Annotated in this window: 18 protein-coding genes; 5 read left to right on the plus strand and 13 right to left on the minus strand. The window is 67.7% G+C overall.

The window, feature by feature from the left end; genetic code table 11:
* Positions 1-106: 106 nt before the first annotated feature.
* From ACFVH5_RS30760 to ACFVH5_RS30820, 13 genes are all read right to left on the minus strand, one after another.
* Positions 107-307, minus strand: a complete 201-nt coding sequence (locus ACFVH5_RS30760) for a helix-turn-helix domain-containing protein (protein ID WP_385836977.1) — start codon at positions 305-307, stop codon at positions 107-109.
* A 181-nt stretch (positions 308-488) separates the two neighbouring features.
* Positions 489-1,634, minus strand: a complete 1,146-nt coding sequence (locus ACFVH5_RS30765; RefSeq protein WP_385836978.1) for a DUF3631 domain-containing protein — start codon at positions 1,632-1,634, stop codon at positions 489-491.
* Positions 1,631-1,984, minus strand: a complete 354-nt coding sequence (locus ACFVH5_RS30770; protein WP_385836979.1) for a hypothetical protein — start codon at positions 1,982-1,984, stop codon at positions 1,631-1,633. Before ACFVH5_RS30770 ends, ACFVH5_RS30765 begins: the two co-directional genes overlap by 4 nt.
* Positions 1,981-2,877, minus strand: a complete 897-nt coding sequence (locus ACFVH5_RS30775) for a bifunctional DNA primase/polymerase (protein ID WP_385836980.1) — start codon at positions 2,875-2,877, stop codon at positions 1,981-1,983. The genes ACFVH5_RS30770 and ACFVH5_RS30775 overlap by 4 nt, the downstream gene beginning before the upstream one ends.
* On the minus strand, positions 2,874-3,608 hold the full coding sequence (locus ACFVH5_RS30780) for a DNA methylase (protein WP_385836981.1): 735 nt from the start codon (positions 3,606-3,608) through the stop codon (positions 2,874-2,876). The genes ACFVH5_RS30775 and ACFVH5_RS30780 overlap by 4 nt, the downstream gene beginning before the upstream one ends.
* Before the next feature lie 87 nt (positions 3,609-3,695).
* On the minus strand, positions 3,696-4,157 hold the full coding sequence (locus ACFVH5_RS30785; RefSeq protein WP_385836982.1) for a hypothetical protein: 462 nt from the start codon (positions 4,155-4,157) through the stop codon (positions 3,696-3,698).
* A 204-nt stretch (positions 4,158-4,361) separates the two neighbouring features.
* Positions 4,362-6,479, minus strand: a complete 2,118-nt coding sequence (locus ACFVH5_RS30790; RefSeq protein ID WP_385836983.1) for an ATP-binding protein — start codon at positions 6,477-6,479, stop codon at positions 4,362-4,364.
* A 153-nt stretch (positions 6,480-6,632) separates the two neighbouring features.
* The gene (locus ACFVH5_RS30795; protein ID WP_385836984.1) at positions 6,633-6,803 is read right to left on the minus strand and encodes a pRL2-8; all 171 of its coding nucleotides are present in this window, start codon (positions 6,801-6,803) and stop codon (positions 6,633-6,635) included.
* Positions 6,804-6,805: 2 nt separating this feature from the next.
* Entirely contained in the window at positions 6,806-7,126 is a 321-nt protein-coding gene (locus tag ACFVH5_RS30800) for a hypothetical protein (RefSeq protein ID WP_385836985.1), read from the minus strand.
* Positions 7,127-7,141: 15 nt separating this feature from the next.
* Positions 7,142-8,038, minus strand: a complete 897-nt coding sequence (locus tag ACFVH5_RS30805) for a DUF2637 domain-containing protein (protein ID WP_385836986.1) — start codon at positions 8,036-8,038, stop codon at positions 7,142-7,144.
* A gap of 46 nt (positions 8,039-8,084) precedes the next feature.
* Positions 8,085-8,351 carry a DUF6284 family protein gene (locus tag ACFVH5_RS30810; RefSeq protein ID WP_385836987.1) on the minus strand — a complete coding sequence of 89 codons (267 nt, stop codon included), beginning with the start codon at positions 8,349-8,351 and terminating at the stop codon, positions 8,085-8,087.
* Positions 8,352-8,538: 187 nt separating this feature from the next.
* Positions 8,539-8,964: an NUDIX domain-containing protein gene (locus ACFVH5_RS30815; RefSeq protein ID WP_385836988.1), complete on the minus strand. Its 426-nt coding sequence runs from the start codon at positions 8,962-8,964 to the stop codon at positions 8,539-8,541.
* Positions 8,965-9,134: 170 nt separating this feature from the next.
* Entirely contained in the window at positions 9,135-9,587 is a 453-nt protein-coding gene (locus ACFVH5_RS30820; protein WP_385836989.1) for a hypothetical protein, read from the minus strand.
* A gap of 522 nt (positions 9,588-10,109) precedes the next feature.
* Here ACFVH5_RS30820 and ACFVH5_RS30825 point away from each other — a divergent pair.
* The 5 genes from ACFVH5_RS30825 to ACFVH5_RS30845 all read left to right on the plus strand — a co-directional run bounded on the left by ACFVH5_RS30825 (position 10,110) and on the right by ACFVH5_RS30845 (position 15,472).
* Positions 10,110-10,889: a GntR family transcriptional regulator gene (locus tag ACFVH5_RS30825; protein WP_385836991.1), complete on the plus strand. Its 780-nt coding sequence runs from the start codon at positions 10,110-10,112 to the stop codon at positions 10,887-10,889.
* The gene (locus ACFVH5_RS30830; RefSeq protein ID WP_385836992.1) at positions 10,886-11,428 is read left to right on the plus strand and encodes a GNAT family N-acetyltransferase; all 543 of its coding nucleotides are present in this window, start codon (positions 10,886-10,888) and stop codon (positions 11,426-11,428) included. Before ACFVH5_RS30825 ends, ACFVH5_RS30830 begins: the two co-directional genes overlap by 4 nt.
* Before the next feature lie 380 nt (positions 11,429-11,808).
* Positions 11,809-12,882 carry a DNA cytosine methyltransferase gene (locus ACFVH5_RS30835; protein ID WP_385836993.1) on the plus strand — a complete coding sequence of 358 codons (1,074 nt, stop codon included), beginning with the start codon at positions 11,809-11,811 and terminating at the stop codon, positions 12,880-12,882.
* Positions 12,883-12,931: 49 nt separating this feature from the next.
* Positions 12,932-14,134: a NaeI family type II restriction endonuclease gene (locus ACFVH5_RS30840; protein ID WP_385836994.1), complete on the plus strand. Its 1,203-nt coding sequence runs from the start codon at positions 12,932-12,934 to the stop codon at positions 14,132-14,134.
* A gap of 237 nt (positions 14,135-14,371) precedes the next feature.
* Positions 14,372-15,472, plus strand: a complete 1,101-nt coding sequence (locus ACFVH5_RS30845; RefSeq protein WP_385836995.1) for an MrcB family domain-containing protein — start codon at positions 14,372-14,374, stop codon at positions 15,470-15,472.
* Positions 15,473-15,683 lie beyond the last annotated feature (211 nt).

Genomic DNA, 15,683 nt, shown 5'->3' on the forward strand with positions numbered 1-15,683 from the left:
CGCCTACTTTGATGTTCTTTTCCTGTTTCTCTTTCCGGCGGCTCAGTTAGCCGGCCCTGCGACAGCCGCCCCGGCCGGTGGCGGGCCCCGCCTCAGGTGGGTCAGGTCAGACGGGCTGCGGTTCGAGGTTGTCCACGAATGCTTCGAGGGCGCTTCGCTTGATCCGGCGGGAACGGCCGCGCTTGACGAACCGCAGCTCGCCGGCGGCCATCAGTTCGTAGACGGTGGAACGGCCCAGGCGGAGGACCGTTGCGGCTTCCTCCGGGGTGTAGAGCAGTTGCTCGACAGGAGCGAGGGCGGTGCTCATGCAGTGACTCCTCTGCCAGCGGTTCTTCGGGGGGTCCCTCTGAGGGGCGCTACTTCCGCTACCGCCGCTACCTCGCAGGTCAGGGGCCTGTTGGAGGTAGCGGGAAGGGGTAGCGGTAGCGGATGGGTAGCGGCTCGGTAGCGGCAACCGAGGCCGGTTGCCGCTACCGCGTTACCGCAGGTCAGACCGTGTTTTCCATGCCCGGTAGCGGAGGTAGCGGACTTTCCGGGGGTGGGGGGCAGTAGCGGCCCCATGCGTCGTGCAGATCGGTGGCGTAGTAGCCCTTCAGGACGCTCCCGGCGGTCTTGATGTTGCGGGACGCGATCGGCTCGGTGTCCGCCGTCATGTACTCCGCGAGCATCTTCGACAGGCGCCGGCTGTCGAGCGGCTTGCCGTTCAGATCGGCCCAGGGCGCGTCGTCGAGCGCGTTGAGCCGGTCGAGGATGGCGATGGTGGGCAGGCGGTCGATGCCGACCATGACGTGATCGCGCAGGTCGGTCAGCAGCCGGACTCCGAGACTGCCTTTGTCGTTGGTCTTGGACGCGGTCACCAGCGTCACGCACGCAGCACGTGCCCGCTCGGGCCAGTCGCCACCGGCGGCGTCGGCGATGGCGAGCAGGGATTCCCACACGTCCGCCGGCCGGTCGGAGACGCCGTCGGGCATCTCCGGCCACGCGCCCATGACGAACCCCCGTGCGTGCTCGGCCCACTTGGCGAGCCGGTCGCGCAGCGCGTGCCCCTCGGCCTCGTGCAGACGGGCACGGAAGGGTTCGATGCGTTCGTTGCGGGCCCGTCGGCGCATGCGGATGATGATGGAGCGGGTCATGATCGTGTCGGGCAGGTTGCCCAGTCCGGCTACCGCGACCCCGCAGTACGAGGGGAAGGCCTGAACGGTCTGGTTGCCGCCGTCGCCGATGCACCGGTAGGTGACCCCGGTCCGTCGGTGACCTGCGTTCAGGAACCCGCGCAGTTCCTCGTTGTCCCCTGCCTTCGGCCCGAAGACGGTATCGATCTCGTCGAACAGGATCGTGGGCCGCCCGTTCGGGTTAGACACCGACCGGAACAGGGCTGCGGCGGACGCGTTGACCGCCGTCATCGGCTCCGGCACGAGGGTTTCCACGATCTCCAGCGCCCGCGACTTCCCCGACCCCGGCTCCGGGGACAGGAACGCCAGACGCGGGGTGGAGTCGAAGCAGTCCAACAGATGGGCGTGCGCGTCCCACAGCGCCACGGCTACGTAGGCGGCCTCGTGGGGGAAGACGTTGAACCGGCGGTGGAAGGCTTCTACCTCGTTGAGCAGCGTCGCGCCGTCGATGGTGTCGCTCATGCGGCAGCCCTCCCTTCCTGGCGGGTGCGGAGCGGGCAGGTGTCGCGGTGCGCTTCGTGGTCGGTGATCAGGGCCAGCACCCGTGCGCGGCCGATGGCGCTGCGGTCGCGTCCGCACAGGCACTTCGACGTGGCCGTAGGCGTCGCCCCGCGCGGCGCGGTGATGCGGAGCCACGCGACGGGGTACCGGCCGTCTCCGCTCTGCGGGTCAGAACCAACAGCAGTGGGGACGCCTACGGCGACGCCCTTCGGGTCGCCCACGGTCGGTGCGTCCACAGCCTGTGGAGCGTCCGCCGGTTTGGTCGGGGTGATGGTGATGCTCTTCAGGAGGGGGCGGGGTGGGGTGGTCATGCCGCGTTCCCCCTGCGCTGCTGGTTGTGGGCGATGGACCAGTTGAGGGCGCTGCGCAGAGTGGAGCGGCAGTCGGCAGCGGTGAGCCCGGTCGCCTCGCCCCCCTCCTGAAGAGCGTCTTCAACTACGTGCCGGGGGAGGTCGCCCCACGCGACGAACCGTCCCAGGGCGCGCGCGGCACGGAACAACACGGCCTCGCGCGAACCCGGTTGGGCTGTACGGACGTTCCGCACCTCAGCAGCAAGCGCTACATCCGCATATCGACTGGATTGCCCCGCTGTGGCCGCTGAGGGCGCCTGAGACGTCCGGGGGGCCGGTCGAAGGATGCTTTGCAGCCACGGAGGCAGATGGGCCGCTACGGGGCCGCTCAGCGCTTCGTACGATCCGGCGGGGGTGATGCTGCCCGCAGCGACGACGTACCCGCCCCATGCACGGGTGTCGACCAACGGGGCCAGGGTGCCCGCCGTGTTGGCCAGCCGCACGCCCGACGGGGCGGTGAAGTACAGGTGCGTCCCGCCGCTTGCGGTCCGCGTCCTGTAGGTGTCCGGCACCCGCGCCTCGGTGCGCTCGCAGAGCGCCTCAAAGGTCGTCACGCCGTCAGGCGTGCCCTCACTGCTGTTGCCCTTGGGCATGTCCAGGTCGACGACGACCAGCCCGGACGGGCCGGTAGCGATGCCGACGTTGAACGGACCGCGCGCCCACGTCGCGCGGATGCGGTCCGGGTCGGTGGTCGCCCGCTGCTCCCACTTGCGGTGCCCGCTCACGCAGGGACCGGTGCCGGGGCAGGCGGCCTCTCCATGGAGTGCGGGGCGCTTGGTGCCGGGCCGGAGCGGGAAGACGTGCCAACCGCGCTCAGCGGCACTCAGGGCCGCGTTCAGCAGGTGCGTGCTCATGCCGCCACCTCCATCACCGGGGCGAGCGCGGCAAGGGCGGCGCGGCCGATCCACTCGCTGTAGGCGGGGGGAATGGCTTCGGTCAGTTCCTCGCGCACGCCGGTCCACGTGATCCCCATTGCGGCCTGAAGCTCCGGGACGGACGGTTTGCCGCCGCCGTTTCCGTACGCGGCTACGTACGGGCCGTCGAAGTACTCGCCGTGCCGGTAGCCGCGGACACGGCCCCGGTGCGCGACGTGCGCCGGCCGGGGAGCGGTCCAGCCGCCCAGCTCGAAGTTGCGGTGTCGGATGACTCCGAGTCCGAACATCTCGCCGCACAGGGTGAGGTCTTTGCGGATCGCGGCGCGGCCGTTGGGTTGCTCGATCACGTACGGCAGTCCGGTCCGGTCGAGCAGGACGCGCAGGGGCGTGACCAGGTCGACGTGTGTGCGGCCCCAGCCCTGGGAGGCGTTGGTGCCCACGGTGAGCGCGCATCCGTGCTGGCACGGCGGGGAGGCGTGGACGAACGCGTACCGGCGGATCCCACCGGTGGCGATCAGGTGGGCGAGGTAGGCCAACGCGTCGCCGTGGTGGTAGGGGAACGGGTAGTTCGGCCGGCGGGCGATGTCGCAGCCGTCCACGGCGAAACCGGCGCGCGCGTAGCCGGTACCGGCGCCGCCGGCGCACGAGAACAGATCCAACAGGCGCGGCCGGTGGCCGCGCTCTCGCCGGATGTCGGTGGGTTGCGTCATGCTGGGAGACCTCCACAGGTCTGTCGATGGCAGGTGGAACAAGGGCGGCCCCGGTTCTTGGTCGGATGGGGGCCGCCCTTGGCGTAGCTAGCCGTGGAAGTGGTTGCGCTTGATCACGGCTTTGCGGATGTGGAAGGTGTTGCCGCCGCCGTGGTGGCTGCTCGTGCCGAGGATCTGTACGGCGATCCAGCCGCCGAAGATCACGGCGGCGAGGGTGATCAGTTGGGCGATGAACGCGGTCAACGCGGCGATGAACGACGTGAGCAGGAGCAGGCCGCCGCACACCGCGAGGAACCCGACGCCCCCGAGGGCGACGTTCACCGCCGTACGGGACACGGGCGGCTTGGCGGCGAGGGGTTCGGGCTGCATGGGGCTGATCGCGTAGCCCGTGACCACCCGACCGTCGGGCAGGACGACGCTCGCCACCGCCGGGACGGAGCCCGGTTGCATGGTCACGAGCGTGGCGGCCGGCAGGTGGGTGATGGGGGTGGGCTGGTGGACGGTCACGGCCCGTTCGGCGGGCAGGTGACCAGGGTGTTCGGGGTACATGCGGAATCCCTTCCGGCGGTGGGTCAGGGAGGCTCGGGCACCCCCTTGGGGGTGTGCTGTGGAGGGGGTTTCCAGGGTCTGACCTGGGGTGCCTCCCTGACTCCCTGACAGATCGTTTGTGCAGGTCAGGTGGAGGGAGGCAGGTCAGGGAGGGGGTCAGGGAGTTCTCCCTGCCTCCCTGACCCGCGACCGGTCAACTCCCTGTCACTCAGCGGCGGAAGCGGAACCGTCGTCGCCTCGGTTGGCGAGGGCTCGGGCGAGCCGGTCACGGCCGACGACCATGACCCCGTCGGACTTGTAGGGCTCGGCTCCGGTGCCGTCGAGTACGCGCTTGAGGTCGATGAACGACCAGCCGCCGTAGGCGTCCGTGTTCCGTGTGCCGAGTCGGTACAGGACGTCCTTGGTGCGGACCCGCTCTGCGGTGCCGACCACGGAGGCGATGTCCGCGAGCGGGTCACGGTCCTGGCTGCGGTCGATGGCGTGCAGGGTGGTGACGCCGTCGCGCAGGGCCTTGGCTCGCTCGATGATGGCGGTGGCCGCGTCGTCGTCGATGTAGTGCGTGCGCACCGTGAGGGACGCTTGACCGGCTGGGATGTCGATGCCGGACGAGGCGACGACCAGGGTTCCCCGATCCAGACCGGGGCGCAGCAGGTTCGGAGCGGCGCCCCCGTCGACCGCCTTGTCCCCGAGCGCCATGCGGGCCTGTGACTCGGTGCCCAGCGCGAGGGAGGCGCGGGTGTGGGCGCCCTCGCGGACCAGCTTGGGAAGGTTCTCGTTGGTGGGGTCCTGGGTTCCCTGCCACATCAGGACGTTGACCGCACGGCCCTGATTGTGGATCTTGCGCACCGCCATGTAGTAGCGGGAGTTGGCCTTGGCCCCGCCGTAGGGGCGCTTGTCCTCGTCCTTGACCGGGCACATGAACGCGACCTGCGCCTCGTCGACCAGCACGATTAGCGCGGGGAACACGGTGCCGGGCGGGGCCTGGATGCGGCGGTTCATCTCCTCCACCGCGCCTTCGACCATCTCGGTCACCTGGATCACGTGCTCATCCGTCGGACCCTGGATCAGGGTGGTGGCGAGCCCGTCGAACATGGCCCAGTCACCCACGCCCTTGAGGTCACCCATGAGGAACTGCGCCGACCTGTCGAGCGCGAGCCAAAGAGCCAGCGACCGCAGGGCAACGGTCTTGCCCTGGTTCGACAGACCCGTGATGAGCAGGTGGCGCTGGTAGAGGCTGAGCGCGGCGGCGTCACCGCGCAGGTCCTGCCCCCAGGGGGCGCGGCCCTTGCCGTAGTCGGCGGTCATCGTCTCGTCCGTGACCAGCGGAGACGGTCCGATCGGCTCATCCAGCGCGCCGGAGTCGGCCACCCACAGCCGCACCGTCCGTGCCGCCTGCGGGATGGTGATGAACACCTCGTGCTCGTGCCGGGTCAGGTTCTCCGCGAGCTTGCGCCGCTTGTTCTGTACCTCGTTCGTGGACACCCCCGAGGGCAGGGTGACGTCGACTTCCACGCCGCATCCGGCGATGGTGATCGGCCCGAGCATGGACGCGCCGGCATCCCCCATGTCCTTGATGGCGTTGCGCAGGGCGGGCACCCCGAGGTCACGCAGGGCCTTGACGACGATCGAGGGGGTGATGGGTTCTCCCTCGCTCGATCGGACGTTGGCGGGCATCGACCAGGTCGGGGCCGCCTGCTGCTTGCTGCCGACCGCCCACAGCGCGAGCAGCGCCAGGAACGGGCCGAGCGTCAGGGCCGGGCCCCACACGATCTGCACGATCCGGATCATGGTGGCGATGAAGTTGATCGTGGCCTTGAGCGGTGTGATGACGTCGGCGATGTCGCCGTTGTTGATGGCCATCACGATCCCCAACGCGACCAGCGCACCGATCCCCATCCCGGTCCCCACCAACGCGCCCTTGGCGGCCTCCACGGGCGAGTGGAGGAGGTCCATGCGGCGGTGGTGGCGGGCGGCGCGGAAGCGCTGCAGCCGCTCCTCCCACTCCTCCGCGACTTCCAGGTTCCCGGCGGCTTCTGCCGCTCGGATCATGCGCTCGTAGCGGGCCCCGGTCTTGCCGTCCCAGGTGCGGCGGGCCACGATCCGGCCCCCGTTGACCGTGTAGAGGCTGTGCCGGGCTATCGCGCGGGCGGTGGCCGTGGTCTGCTCGTGCGTGACTGCGTTCTTCACCGCGCGGCCGGAGCGCACCCACAACGGCACGGGGGCGGGCGAGGCCGGGTCGGGGACCACGGTCAACGTGGTCACAGCAGCCGGTTCGTCGGCCGGTTCGGGGTTCTTGTGCAGGTGAACGACGTTCTCAGACATGCTGGAAGTACTCCTGACTGCCCTTGCGGGGGCGGGAGTTCACGGGAGTGTGCCGGGGTGGCCGGGTCCGTGGCCGGGGTGGCCACCCCGGGCAGTCGCAACGTGCGGGCCGCGCGGTTCAGGCGGCGGGATGTGCGGGCGGAGCGGGTGTGGTCACCACCAGCTCGACTTCTTGCCGGGCACGAGGGTGGGGTGGCCGTTGCGCAGGTGGTCGACGCACTGCGGGCAGTCCTGCCGGGGTGCGAGGTGGCGGTGTGCGCGCTTGTCGTGGGCGTGCTGCCAGCACTGCGGGCACTCGCCAGGAGGCGCCGGTTTGGCGGACATGGTCACCACAACCAACCCGCCGACTTCTTCGCGGCCTTCGCCTTGGCGGCCTCGGTCACGAGACGCTGCCGCTCGCTCTGCAACGCGCTCAGTTCCGTGACGAGGCGGGTCTGCACCGACTGGTAGACCGTTTCGAGCTTGCGGTCCGCGCGGTCGGTGCTCTTCCCGCGGGCGACCCGGTAGGAGCCGCCGGCCAGTGCGGCGAGCACGGCGCGGCGCTCGGAGCCGGTGAGCGGCCACATCTCCTCGTTGCGGACCGCTTCCAGCTTGCGGTTCGTCTTGTGGATCTCGCGGTCAAGGCGTCGGGTGTCAGGCTTGCCCATGCTCAGGTACTCCTCTCACGGGGTGGTGGCGCGTTCGGCGAGCAGGGTGTCGCGCAGCATCCGGGCGTTGGCCGGGGAGGTGTGGACCTCCCGGCGGATGCCCTCAGCGGTCACCTTCGCGTCCGGCCAACCGGCGGACACCGTCCGTGCCTCATCGAGCAGTTGAGCCGCAGTGCGCTTCGGTCGCGCCGGTCGGGCGGCCTCGGGAAGTCGACCGGTCGCCCGGCGCGGGCGGGTCGACTCAGCCGGTACGGGACGGGCTGCGATCGAGGCGACCGCCGCCGGAGCCACGGCAGGCATCGGCTTAAGCGGGATGGTCGGCTTCAGGAACCCGACCGCGACCGGATCGGGCATCCGCACGGGCGCCCCAGTGATCCGTTGCGGGGTCGATTCCGGCAGGTCAGCCGTAGACCGAATCCTCTCGATCTCAGTGGATTCCTCCGCATTCGCGACCGGGGCGGGGATCGGGGCGGGGCGGTGGTGCAGGACCTTGGCGACCAGGTCGGACCCGAAGTAGATCGACCCGACCGGGAGCGACGTGGCGAGCAGCACGAGCGCCCAGTTCGCCGGGTCCCAGTCCGCGAGCCGACTCCAGTCGACCGTGACGCCCGACTGGCTGTGGAGCTCCGGCACGAGCCCGTGAACGTAGTTGAGGACCAGCGAAGCGAGGGTGTACGTGCCCAGCACCCGCAGCGCGAACTTCCGCGCGTCATCGGTCAGGACGAGGGTCGCGATGAGCGCGAGCGCCATCAGGCCGTCGACCACGAACGGGTAGAGCATCGCGGCCGTCGCATCAGCGCCGACCGCGCCCGCGATGTCCCGCAGGGCGTTCCAGGAGACCCGGAACGCCATGCCGACCACGGCGACCAGGGCCAGCACGAGGGCGGCCCTGCCTTTGCGGTTGAGGTTCATGCCGCACCCCCGAGGGCGAGCAGCACGGCGAGCGTCTGGGGGATGCTCACGCGGACACCCCCGGGATGCGCATCGTGGTCAGGTTGGCCGCCGCGAGGCGAGCGGCGAGCACCTTGCGGCGGGCCCGCCGGATACGCCGCGCGTCCACCTCGTTCGGCGTCCGGTCCAGCGTGATGATCTGCGCGTCCAACAACTCGATGTCCGCCTCAATGACGGGCATCTCGCGGTCGATCGCGTCCAGCTCCGCAGCCGTCGGCTCACGGTCGAAAACGTCGGCGGTAACAACCGCCTGAACAGCACCGATGTACACCATGGGTCGTGGTCTCCCTAGCAGGTTGGTACGGCCCGAACAGCGGCGCCCGGGGTGCAACCCGGGCGCCGCGCGCCGTTCGCGATGAACAGCCGCACAAACGATGTGCGGCACGGCCGCTGGACAGCGGCCGGAGTGCCCCCGCCGGGAGTCGAACCCGGCATTGCGACCATCGGGGCGGATCAGTTGGTCAGGAGGTGAGAGCCGCGACCGCATCCAGAATCGCGGCGTGGTCGAACGCGAGCGGCGGCAGGTCGCTCAGGGGCCACCACTGGGCGTTGGTCGCGTCGTCTCCGGCTTCGACGATCGTTCCGGGGATGACGGTGAGGTGGTAGGCGACGGTGACGTACCTGCCGCGCGGGTCACGGTCGGGCCGGTCGAACGTGCCGATCTGGTCCAGCTCTTCCGGCGCCGCATGCACGCCCGCCTCTTCGGCCAGCTCGCGGGCAGCAGCACGGCGGCTCGTCTCGCCGGGATCGACGTGACCGCCGGGCAACGCCCACTGCCCCTTGAACGGAGCCCATCCGCGCTCGATCAGCAAGACGTGGCCGTCGGTTGTGGTGACGACGACGTCGGCGGTGTAGCGGATGGTCTCGACGGTTTCGGCGTACGTCATGTCAGCTCCTGATGTGGAGGGACTGGAAACCGGAGCAGCCGCAGGCGTGTTGGTGAGACGGCGACTGCTCCGGAGAACCCGCGTCGCAAGCTGCGGCGGGGTGAGTGCCCCGGGCGGAATTCGATTCCGCGCCCTTCACGGCTGGATGCCGGGGCGGTGGAGCGGTGTGGTCAGGCGTAGACGTGGCGGGCACCGGCGGTGCGCAGCGCGGTGTGTGCCTTGCGGGCCCGCAGGCCTGCCGCGTCCAGCTCATCGGCCGGCACATCGCCCAGGGCCATCGCGGTGTCCACCGCTTCCTGCGCCAGGGCGAGCAGGTCGCTGTCCCGCGTGGCCATGAACAGCGTGTCCATGGCGCTGGTGACAGCCGAGCGAGCCGCGTACCGGGACTGCCGCGCCTCAACGGTGTCGGCTTGCCCGTCCCGGCGGGCCACGATCTTCAGGTACTGCTGTTCGCGGTGACCGACCAGCGCGGCGAGCAGCGCCGGTATCGCTTCGGCGAGTGCCTTGCGACGCTGCTCGGTCGTGGCCGTACGGGCGGTGCGGGTCGCGGTCAGGTGCTGCATGAACCCGGCGACAACGGTTCCGGCGAGCGTGCCCAGTACGGCGATGAGCGTTGCGGTCATAAGGACTCCCAAAAGCGAAGGGATGTTCCGGCTCCCCCTCACCGCACCTACGAGAGATGCGGATCAGGCAACCGGCCGCACCAAGTGCGGCGAAGTGGTCTAGGTGAAGAGGTGCGTGGGCCTTGCCCCACGCCGGACACCTTTTGCGGGAGGTGACGGCCCGTCGTACGCGATATGGATCTGTGCCTCAGTCCCGCTCTTCCGAGGAATCGCATCTCGGTCTCTTCGCGCGGCGTGGTTGCCCTTGGGCAGATCCGTTCTTTTGAGTCGGTGCGTGTCCCTGACGGGAGGTGACCGACTGGTCTCCACTCACCTCGGCCGGAGTCGTCACGGCCGTCGTATCTGTGGTGGATCACGCTGTGGAGTTGTCAGTGCATGCAGGCATGCTTAGTGGTGCTGCACCACCTGCTCAACTTGTTGGTACAAGCTGATGTAGTGATGCTGCACCCACGGACGGTGAGTCGTCAAGCGTTTGGAGTCCGCATGTACCAACAAGTTGCGCGAGTGCGTCATGATGGGGTCATGAGCAAGCAGCCGAAGTACCGGCAACTGGCCGACGTCCTGCGCCGTGAGATCGAGGAAGGCGCGTATGACCCGACCGACAAGCGGCGACTGCCGTCTGAGAGCGAGCTTGCGACGCGCTTCGACGCGTCCAGGAACACGGTGCGGTCAGGTCTGGCTCTGCTTGTGAGCGAAGGACTCATCACGTCCAGCCAGGGGCTCGGCTACGAGGTGACCAGACACGAGCCGTTCGAGTTGAACGCCTCCCGGTTCGAGAATCTGGACTTCCCGCAGCACGGGGACTCATACAGCACGGACGTGACCAATGCCGGCCGCAAGCCGCATCAGACGTTCCGAGTGGAGATCCTTCCCGCGCAAAAGGACATCGCGGAGAGGCTACGGATTGAGCCTGATTCCCGCGCTGTCCTGCGGTTCTGTCACCGCTACGTCGACAACGTCCCGTGGTCGACTCAGGCCACGTACTACCCGGCGTGGCTTGCTGACGAGGCGCCCCGGTTGGCTGAGCCTGGGGACATCGAAGAAGGGACTACCCGCTACCTCGCTGACCGAGGAATCGAACAGGTGGGGTACTTCGATGAGATCTCCACACGGATGCCCACGCCCGACGAAGCCCGGTTGCTGGAGATCGGCGCGGGCGTCCCCGTGCTGCTGTGGATGCGTACGGGGTACTCATCGGAACGGCCGATCCGATGCACCATCACCACGTTCCGGGGCGACCTGAACCGTATGAACTACGAGATCGGCGACCAGTCCGTCAGAAGCGAGAACGGGACTCAGTGAGAATCATCCCCGCCCAACCCGGCGACGTGGCCAAGCTGTTGGCGTTCCGCGAGGAGGCCGCAGCTTGGCTTGCGCGTCTAGGCTCCGACCAGTGGCAGCGTTCCTATCCTGCTGATTTCCTGTTGGCCACGATCAAGGCAGGCGTTGTCTTCATGGTCATGGATGGCGAGACGACCGCTGCCACCATCACGCTCACGCCCGAAGTCGAAGCAGGGCTATGGACAGAGCAGGAGTTGAGCGAGCCGTCCCGGTTCATCAACAAGCTGACGGTCGCACGCACGCACGCCGGTCAGGACCTCGGGGGCCGACTGCTCGATTGGGCGGGGGATCGGGCGTACCGCGACGGGGCGAAATGGCTACGCCTCGATGCGTGGACTACGAACGAACCGCTACAGCAGTACTACCTCCGTCAGGGGTTCGAGCACGTACGCACGGTCCGCGAGGGCGGCGCGGTGAACGGCGGACCTCGCGTATCGGGGTGGCTCGCTCAGCGCCTGACGGGTCCAACGGATCACGGCTTTGAGGACCTGACGAAGTGAGGTCCTGAACCCCACTGTGGCCAACCTCCGGCCAGGACTGCCACTCCGAGACGCACGCAGCCAGAGAACACACTGGTCAAGGGCGGTTGAGGTTCGTGTCAGTGAACGCTCTTGAAAACCGTGGTGGTGCTTTCGACGCGTTACAGCTTCCTCTGCTGCATCAAGGAGGCATATCTCGTGGAAGCAGCCGTCGCGATTCCCGGATCCCTCCTCGTTGCCAGGGAGGTGGTTGTCATGGCAGGGCGACCTCGCAAGAGCGTGAGGCTGTCGGTGCCTCGCGGTACGCTGCGTGGTCGCCAGCGAGCGACAGTCAGAGCGGGCAACCGGGCTCACCGAGCTCGGAGCACCGTCGCCCCGTTACGACACATCTGGAGACCTGAGTGCAGCCCACCAAAATCGTGGACCTCTTCGCTGGCCCCGGCGGACTCGACGTGGCAGCGGAGAAGCTTGGTATCCCCACGGTGGGCGTCGAATGGGACGCGGCCGCATGTACTACCCGCCGTGCCGCTGGCCTGGAGACCGCCGAGGGCGACGTTCGCCTATATGGGCCCTCCGATTTCCCCGAGGCGGACGTGTTGGCCGGCGGACCTCCGTGCCAGACCTTCACCGTTGCGGGAACAGGCGTCGGCCGTAAGGCCCTCGAAGAGGTTCTAAAATTTGTCGAACGGCTGGTTGCCCGAGAGGACCGCGAGGAGGTCGAGAAGGATCTGGCCAAGTTGGACGACGAGCGAACGGGGCTCGTCCTGCAACCTCTCATGTGGGCGCTCGACGCCATCGACAAACTCGACCGCCCCTACCGGGCGATTGTCCTTGAGCAGGTGCCCGCCGTGCTTCCGGTGTGGAAGGCGTACGCGAAGGCACTGGTCGAGGAGGGCTATCAGGTCGACTGCGGCATCCTGCATACCGAAGCATTCGGCGTCCCGCAGACCCGTCGGCGGGCTGTTCTGATCGCCCGGTATGGCAAGGCTCCGGTGACGCTTCCATCAGCGACACACCGCATCTACCGCAAGGGCGTCGCGCGAGACTCCGGGGACGCGAACCTGTTGCCGTGGCGGACGATGGCCGACGTGGTCAGCCGACCGACCGCCTTCGAGGTCATCTCCAACTATGGCACCGGGGGCGACCCGAAAGCCCGCGGTCGCAGGCGGTCCGAGGAGCCGTCCGCCACGGTCACGGGGAAGATCTCCCGCAACCGCGTCGTCGGTCCGGATGGCTCCGAACTCGACCGCTTCTCCTTCTCCGAAGCGGGCCGCCTTCAGACCTTCCCGACCAACTACCCGTGGTCCGGACGTGACGTCGGTCAGCAGATCGGCAACGCTGTGCCTCCCCGGTTGGCCATGCATGTCCTCAGTGCCGCATTCGGTTGGGCCCGCCCCAGTGGAGACAAGTTGCAGGGCCTCAACACGTGGACGGTTCGCCAGCCGGTCGAGGATGCGTCTCCCGCTGATTGCTGATTGACGACCGCGCCCGCCGTGGTGGGGCTTTGCTGCCAGACTTCAGCGCGTGACGATTCAAGAGGGTCTGCCGTTCGAGCAGGATGCCGTTCAGGTTGGCATGCAGGAGTCGCGAGCGCGGGCGGCGAAGCACTCGCGCCGCAATACGTTCCGCACCTGGGATCCCCCGCGCGAGGCCATGGGCAGGGTGCCGCGCGAGTGGCGGATCCAGTCCGGTCTTACTCAGCACGTACCCGATGACCTTGCCCCGTTCGTGGAGTGGTTCCACAACCAGCCGGAGGCGCGAGAGCGTTTCCGATGGGCACTCCGTGACTCGCTCGACGAGTTGCTCGATGGTCAGCGGACGGGGCGCTGGGCGTATCAGCACCTGACGAAGACCGAGAAGACGTATCTCGGCACAGCCGTCGAGGTGAACCTCACCAAAGAGTTCGACATCGACAACGGCGCCGACCTCGACTGGTCCATCGCCGGCGTCGACATCGACTGCAAGTTTTCCAAGGATCTCGGCGGCTGGGAGATCCCGATGGAGATGTATCTGTGCGCTGACCATGGCGAGCGTGGTGGTCGTGCCGACCATGTTGCAGTCCTGACCTGGATGAACGACGACACGAGCGAGTGGGCTGCGGGCATAGTACGGATCACGGATGAGCGCTTGCGCTGGAAGCAGGAGCGGGATGCAAACGGCGCCCGCGTCCGTGCCTACAACCGAGACAACAAGCGCAAACTCTTCTACGGCGCCAAGTCTGAGGTGTACTGGCTCTGGGGTGGGCTCCAGAGAGATCTGCCCAAGAACCTGCTGCTTCACCTGGAATCCGAGACACGCGAGCGGATTCTCCCTGAATCACGAGCGGGCCGAGCCGCGTCGGGACAGCAGCGGGTGAACCAGCTATTCCGCGAGGTGCGAAACCGGATCATTGGCCGACAGACCGTGTTGACCGTCGCCCAGCAGGACGACTCGCCGAAGCGAGCTCGCGATGCACGGATAGCACTGCGTCCGAAAGGCATCGTCGTGCTGGGTCACCAAGGCTCACACCCTCACGTCGCCCGCGCGCTCGAATTGCCGGTACCGATCAAGGGTGAATGGATCTCCACCCGCCTCGTTCCTGTCTCCTCTGACGATGTGCGCCCGAAGTTCTCGCTGGACGGCCGGTTCTGGGCGCGCGCTCGTGAGGATGAACTGCATCTTGAAACCGAACCGGCGCCCGACCTACCTTACAAACGAGAGATCGACGGGCAGAACCGCGCTGATTGAGTTCACCTCGTAGCTACCCACTCAGACGTCTCGGCAGCACGACGGCCTAGCCGACCTACTGGCTAGGCCGTCAAGCCACACGAAGAACGCCGTGTTGTCGCCTGTGCCTCCTAACCGTCCGGGTGGAACGTCGCGCGGCGCTGGCAGCGCGCTACGTCATACACCCGGCCGGGACCGTAGTACGTCTGAGGCCAACTTGCACAGCCCAATGTCAGTGCCTGCGGCTACTGTTCGGGCGTGGATGAACTCTTGAGTGAGGTGCTTGGCCTTCAGAAGGTATGGCAGGCGAAGAACACCGAAGACATGCAGCGTCGTGGCTTCGTCGTTCGTACCGAGATCCGCGACTGGCTGCGTGAGCATGTCGAGGCTCTCGCCGTAGCCATGGAGATACCCCTCGACGATGTCGGGGTGGAGGGCAAGGACGGGGCCGGTCAGAGGGCTGAAGTCGTGTGGACCCGCGTCTACTCGAAGAGCAGAACTCCGAGCGCGACCGACGGCTGGTACATCGTCTATCTGTTCAGCGGCGACGGCGAACGCGTCTACCTGTCGCTCATGCAGGGCACGACCGAGTGGATCGCCGGCGAGCTCAAGCCCCGTGAGCCAGCCGCCCTGAAGAAGCGCATGGACTGGGCCCGCCCGCTCATCGAGCAAGTCGCCTCCGAGCGAGCCGACTTGCTGACGCAGATCCGTCTCAACGCACGCACGAAGCTTGGCAAAGGCTACGAGCCCGGCAACGTCGTGGCCATTGAGTACCAGCGCGATGCCATCCCCAGCTCGGATGTCCTGAGCGAAGATCTCCTCTTCATGGCGCGGCTCTTGGGCCCCCTTTACAAGGCCGCGGACGACGCGACCTACGTTCCCGGCGACCTACCGATCGAGGTCCGCGAGGCAACCCAGAGCGCGGCGACCACCGCGAACCGCAGGAGCGCCCGCAGGGGCGGTCAAGGGTTCCTCCTCACTGCCGTCGAGCGCAGGGCCATCGAGAAGCGCAGTGTCCTGCTCGCCACTGAGTACTTCGAGGCCCAGGGATGGGCCGTGAAGGACGTTGGCGCCAGCAAGCCGTACGACCTTCACCTGACGCGAGGGGACGAGAAGCTTCACGTAGAGGTGAAGGGGACCACGTCCGACGGTGGCCAGATCATCCTGACGCGGGCCGAGGTCGAATGGCAGCGCAAGTTCGCCCCGGACAACGCCCTCGCGATCGTCCACTCCATCGAACTGGATCGCACCGTTGAACCCGTGACCGCGACCGGTGGAATCCTTCACTGCACCTCGCCGTGGACCATCAAGGAGGAGACCTTGACCGTTATCTCCTACATCCACCGAACCGGACTGTGAGGCGGACAATCGCGCACTGCGGCGCGCCGGTGATCGGTGGACGAGCAGGCAGGTCGCTATTCCAGGGAATGCTTCGTGGTGGCGCTGCACTCGTACATGGATCGCAGGAGCATCGAGGTCAATCAGATGAGGCGACGCGGAGCTGAGGAGTTCTAAACCCATCTGTGATCAACATAAGCGGGATCCTGCTGTTCGACTGTGGCACTTTACC

It is taken from the genome of Streptomyces sp. NPDC127119 (genome assembly GCF_042677425.1).
Classification (GTDB): Bacteria; Actinomycetota; Actinomycetes; order Streptomycetales; family Streptomycetaceae; genus Streptomyces.

What these genes read in the sequence shown, in the direction of transcription:
- ACFVH5_RS30790 (WP_385836983.1), bottom strand. Translation starts at nt 6,479, where the DNA reads ATGTCTGAGAACGTCGTTCACCTGCACAAGAACCCCGAACCGGCCGAC.
- ACFVH5_RS30760 (WP_385836977.1), bottom strand. Translation starts at nt 307, where the DNA reads ATGAGCACCGCCCTCGCTCCTGTCGAGCAACTGCTCTACACCCCGGAG.
- ACFVH5_RS30820 (WP_385836989.1), bottom strand. Translation starts at nt 9,587, where the DNA reads ATGACCGCAACGCTCATCGCCGTACTGGGCACGCTCGCCGGAACCGTT.
- ACFVH5_RS30825 (WP_385836991.1), top strand. Translation starts at nt 10,110, where the DNA reads ATGAGCAAGCAGCCGAAGTACCGGCAACTGGCCGACGTCCTGCGCCGT.
- ACFVH5_RS30805 (WP_385836986.1), bottom strand. Translation starts at nt 8,038, where the DNA reads ATGAACCTCAACCGCAAAGGCAGGGCCGCCCTCGTGCTGGCCCTGGTC.
- ACFVH5_RS30800 (WP_385836985.1), bottom strand. Translation starts at nt 7,126, where the DNA reads ATGGGCAAGCCTGACACCCGACGCCTTGACCGCGAGATCCACAAGACG.
- ACFVH5_RS30765 (WP_385836978.1), bottom strand. Translation starts at nt 1,634, where the DNA reads ATGAGCGACACCATCGACGGCGCGACGCTGCTCAACGAGGTAGAAGCC.
- ACFVH5_RS30780 (WP_385836981.1), bottom strand. Translation starts at nt 3,608, where the DNA reads ATGACGCAACCCACCGACATCCGGCGAGAGCGCGGCCACCGGCCGCGC.
- ACFVH5_RS30775 (WP_385836980.1), bottom strand. Translation starts at nt 2,877, where the DNA reads ATGAGCACGCACCTGCTGAACGCGGCCCTGAGTGCCGCTGAGCGCGGT.
- ACFVH5_RS30815 (WP_385836988.1), bottom strand. Translation starts at nt 8,964, where the DNA reads ATGACGTACGCCGAAACCGTCGAGACCATCCGCTACACCGCCGACGTC.
- ACFVH5_RS30795 (WP_385836984.1), bottom strand. Translation starts at nt 6,803, where the DNA reads ATGTCCGCCAAACCGGCGCCTCCTGGCGAGTGCCCGCAGTGCTGGCAG.
- ACFVH5_RS30785 (WP_385836982.1), bottom strand. Translation starts at nt 4,157, where the DNA reads ATGTACCCCGAACACCCTGGTCACCTGCCCGCCGAACGGGCCGTGACC.
- ACFVH5_RS30810 (WP_385836987.1), bottom strand. Translation starts at nt 8,351, where the DNA reads ATGGTGTACATCGGTGCTGTTCAGGCGGTTGTTACCGCCGACGTTTTC.
- ACFVH5_RS30770 (WP_385836979.1), bottom strand. Translation starts at nt 1,984, where the DNA reads ATGACCACCCCACCCCGCCCCCTCCTGAAGAGCATCACCATCACCCCG.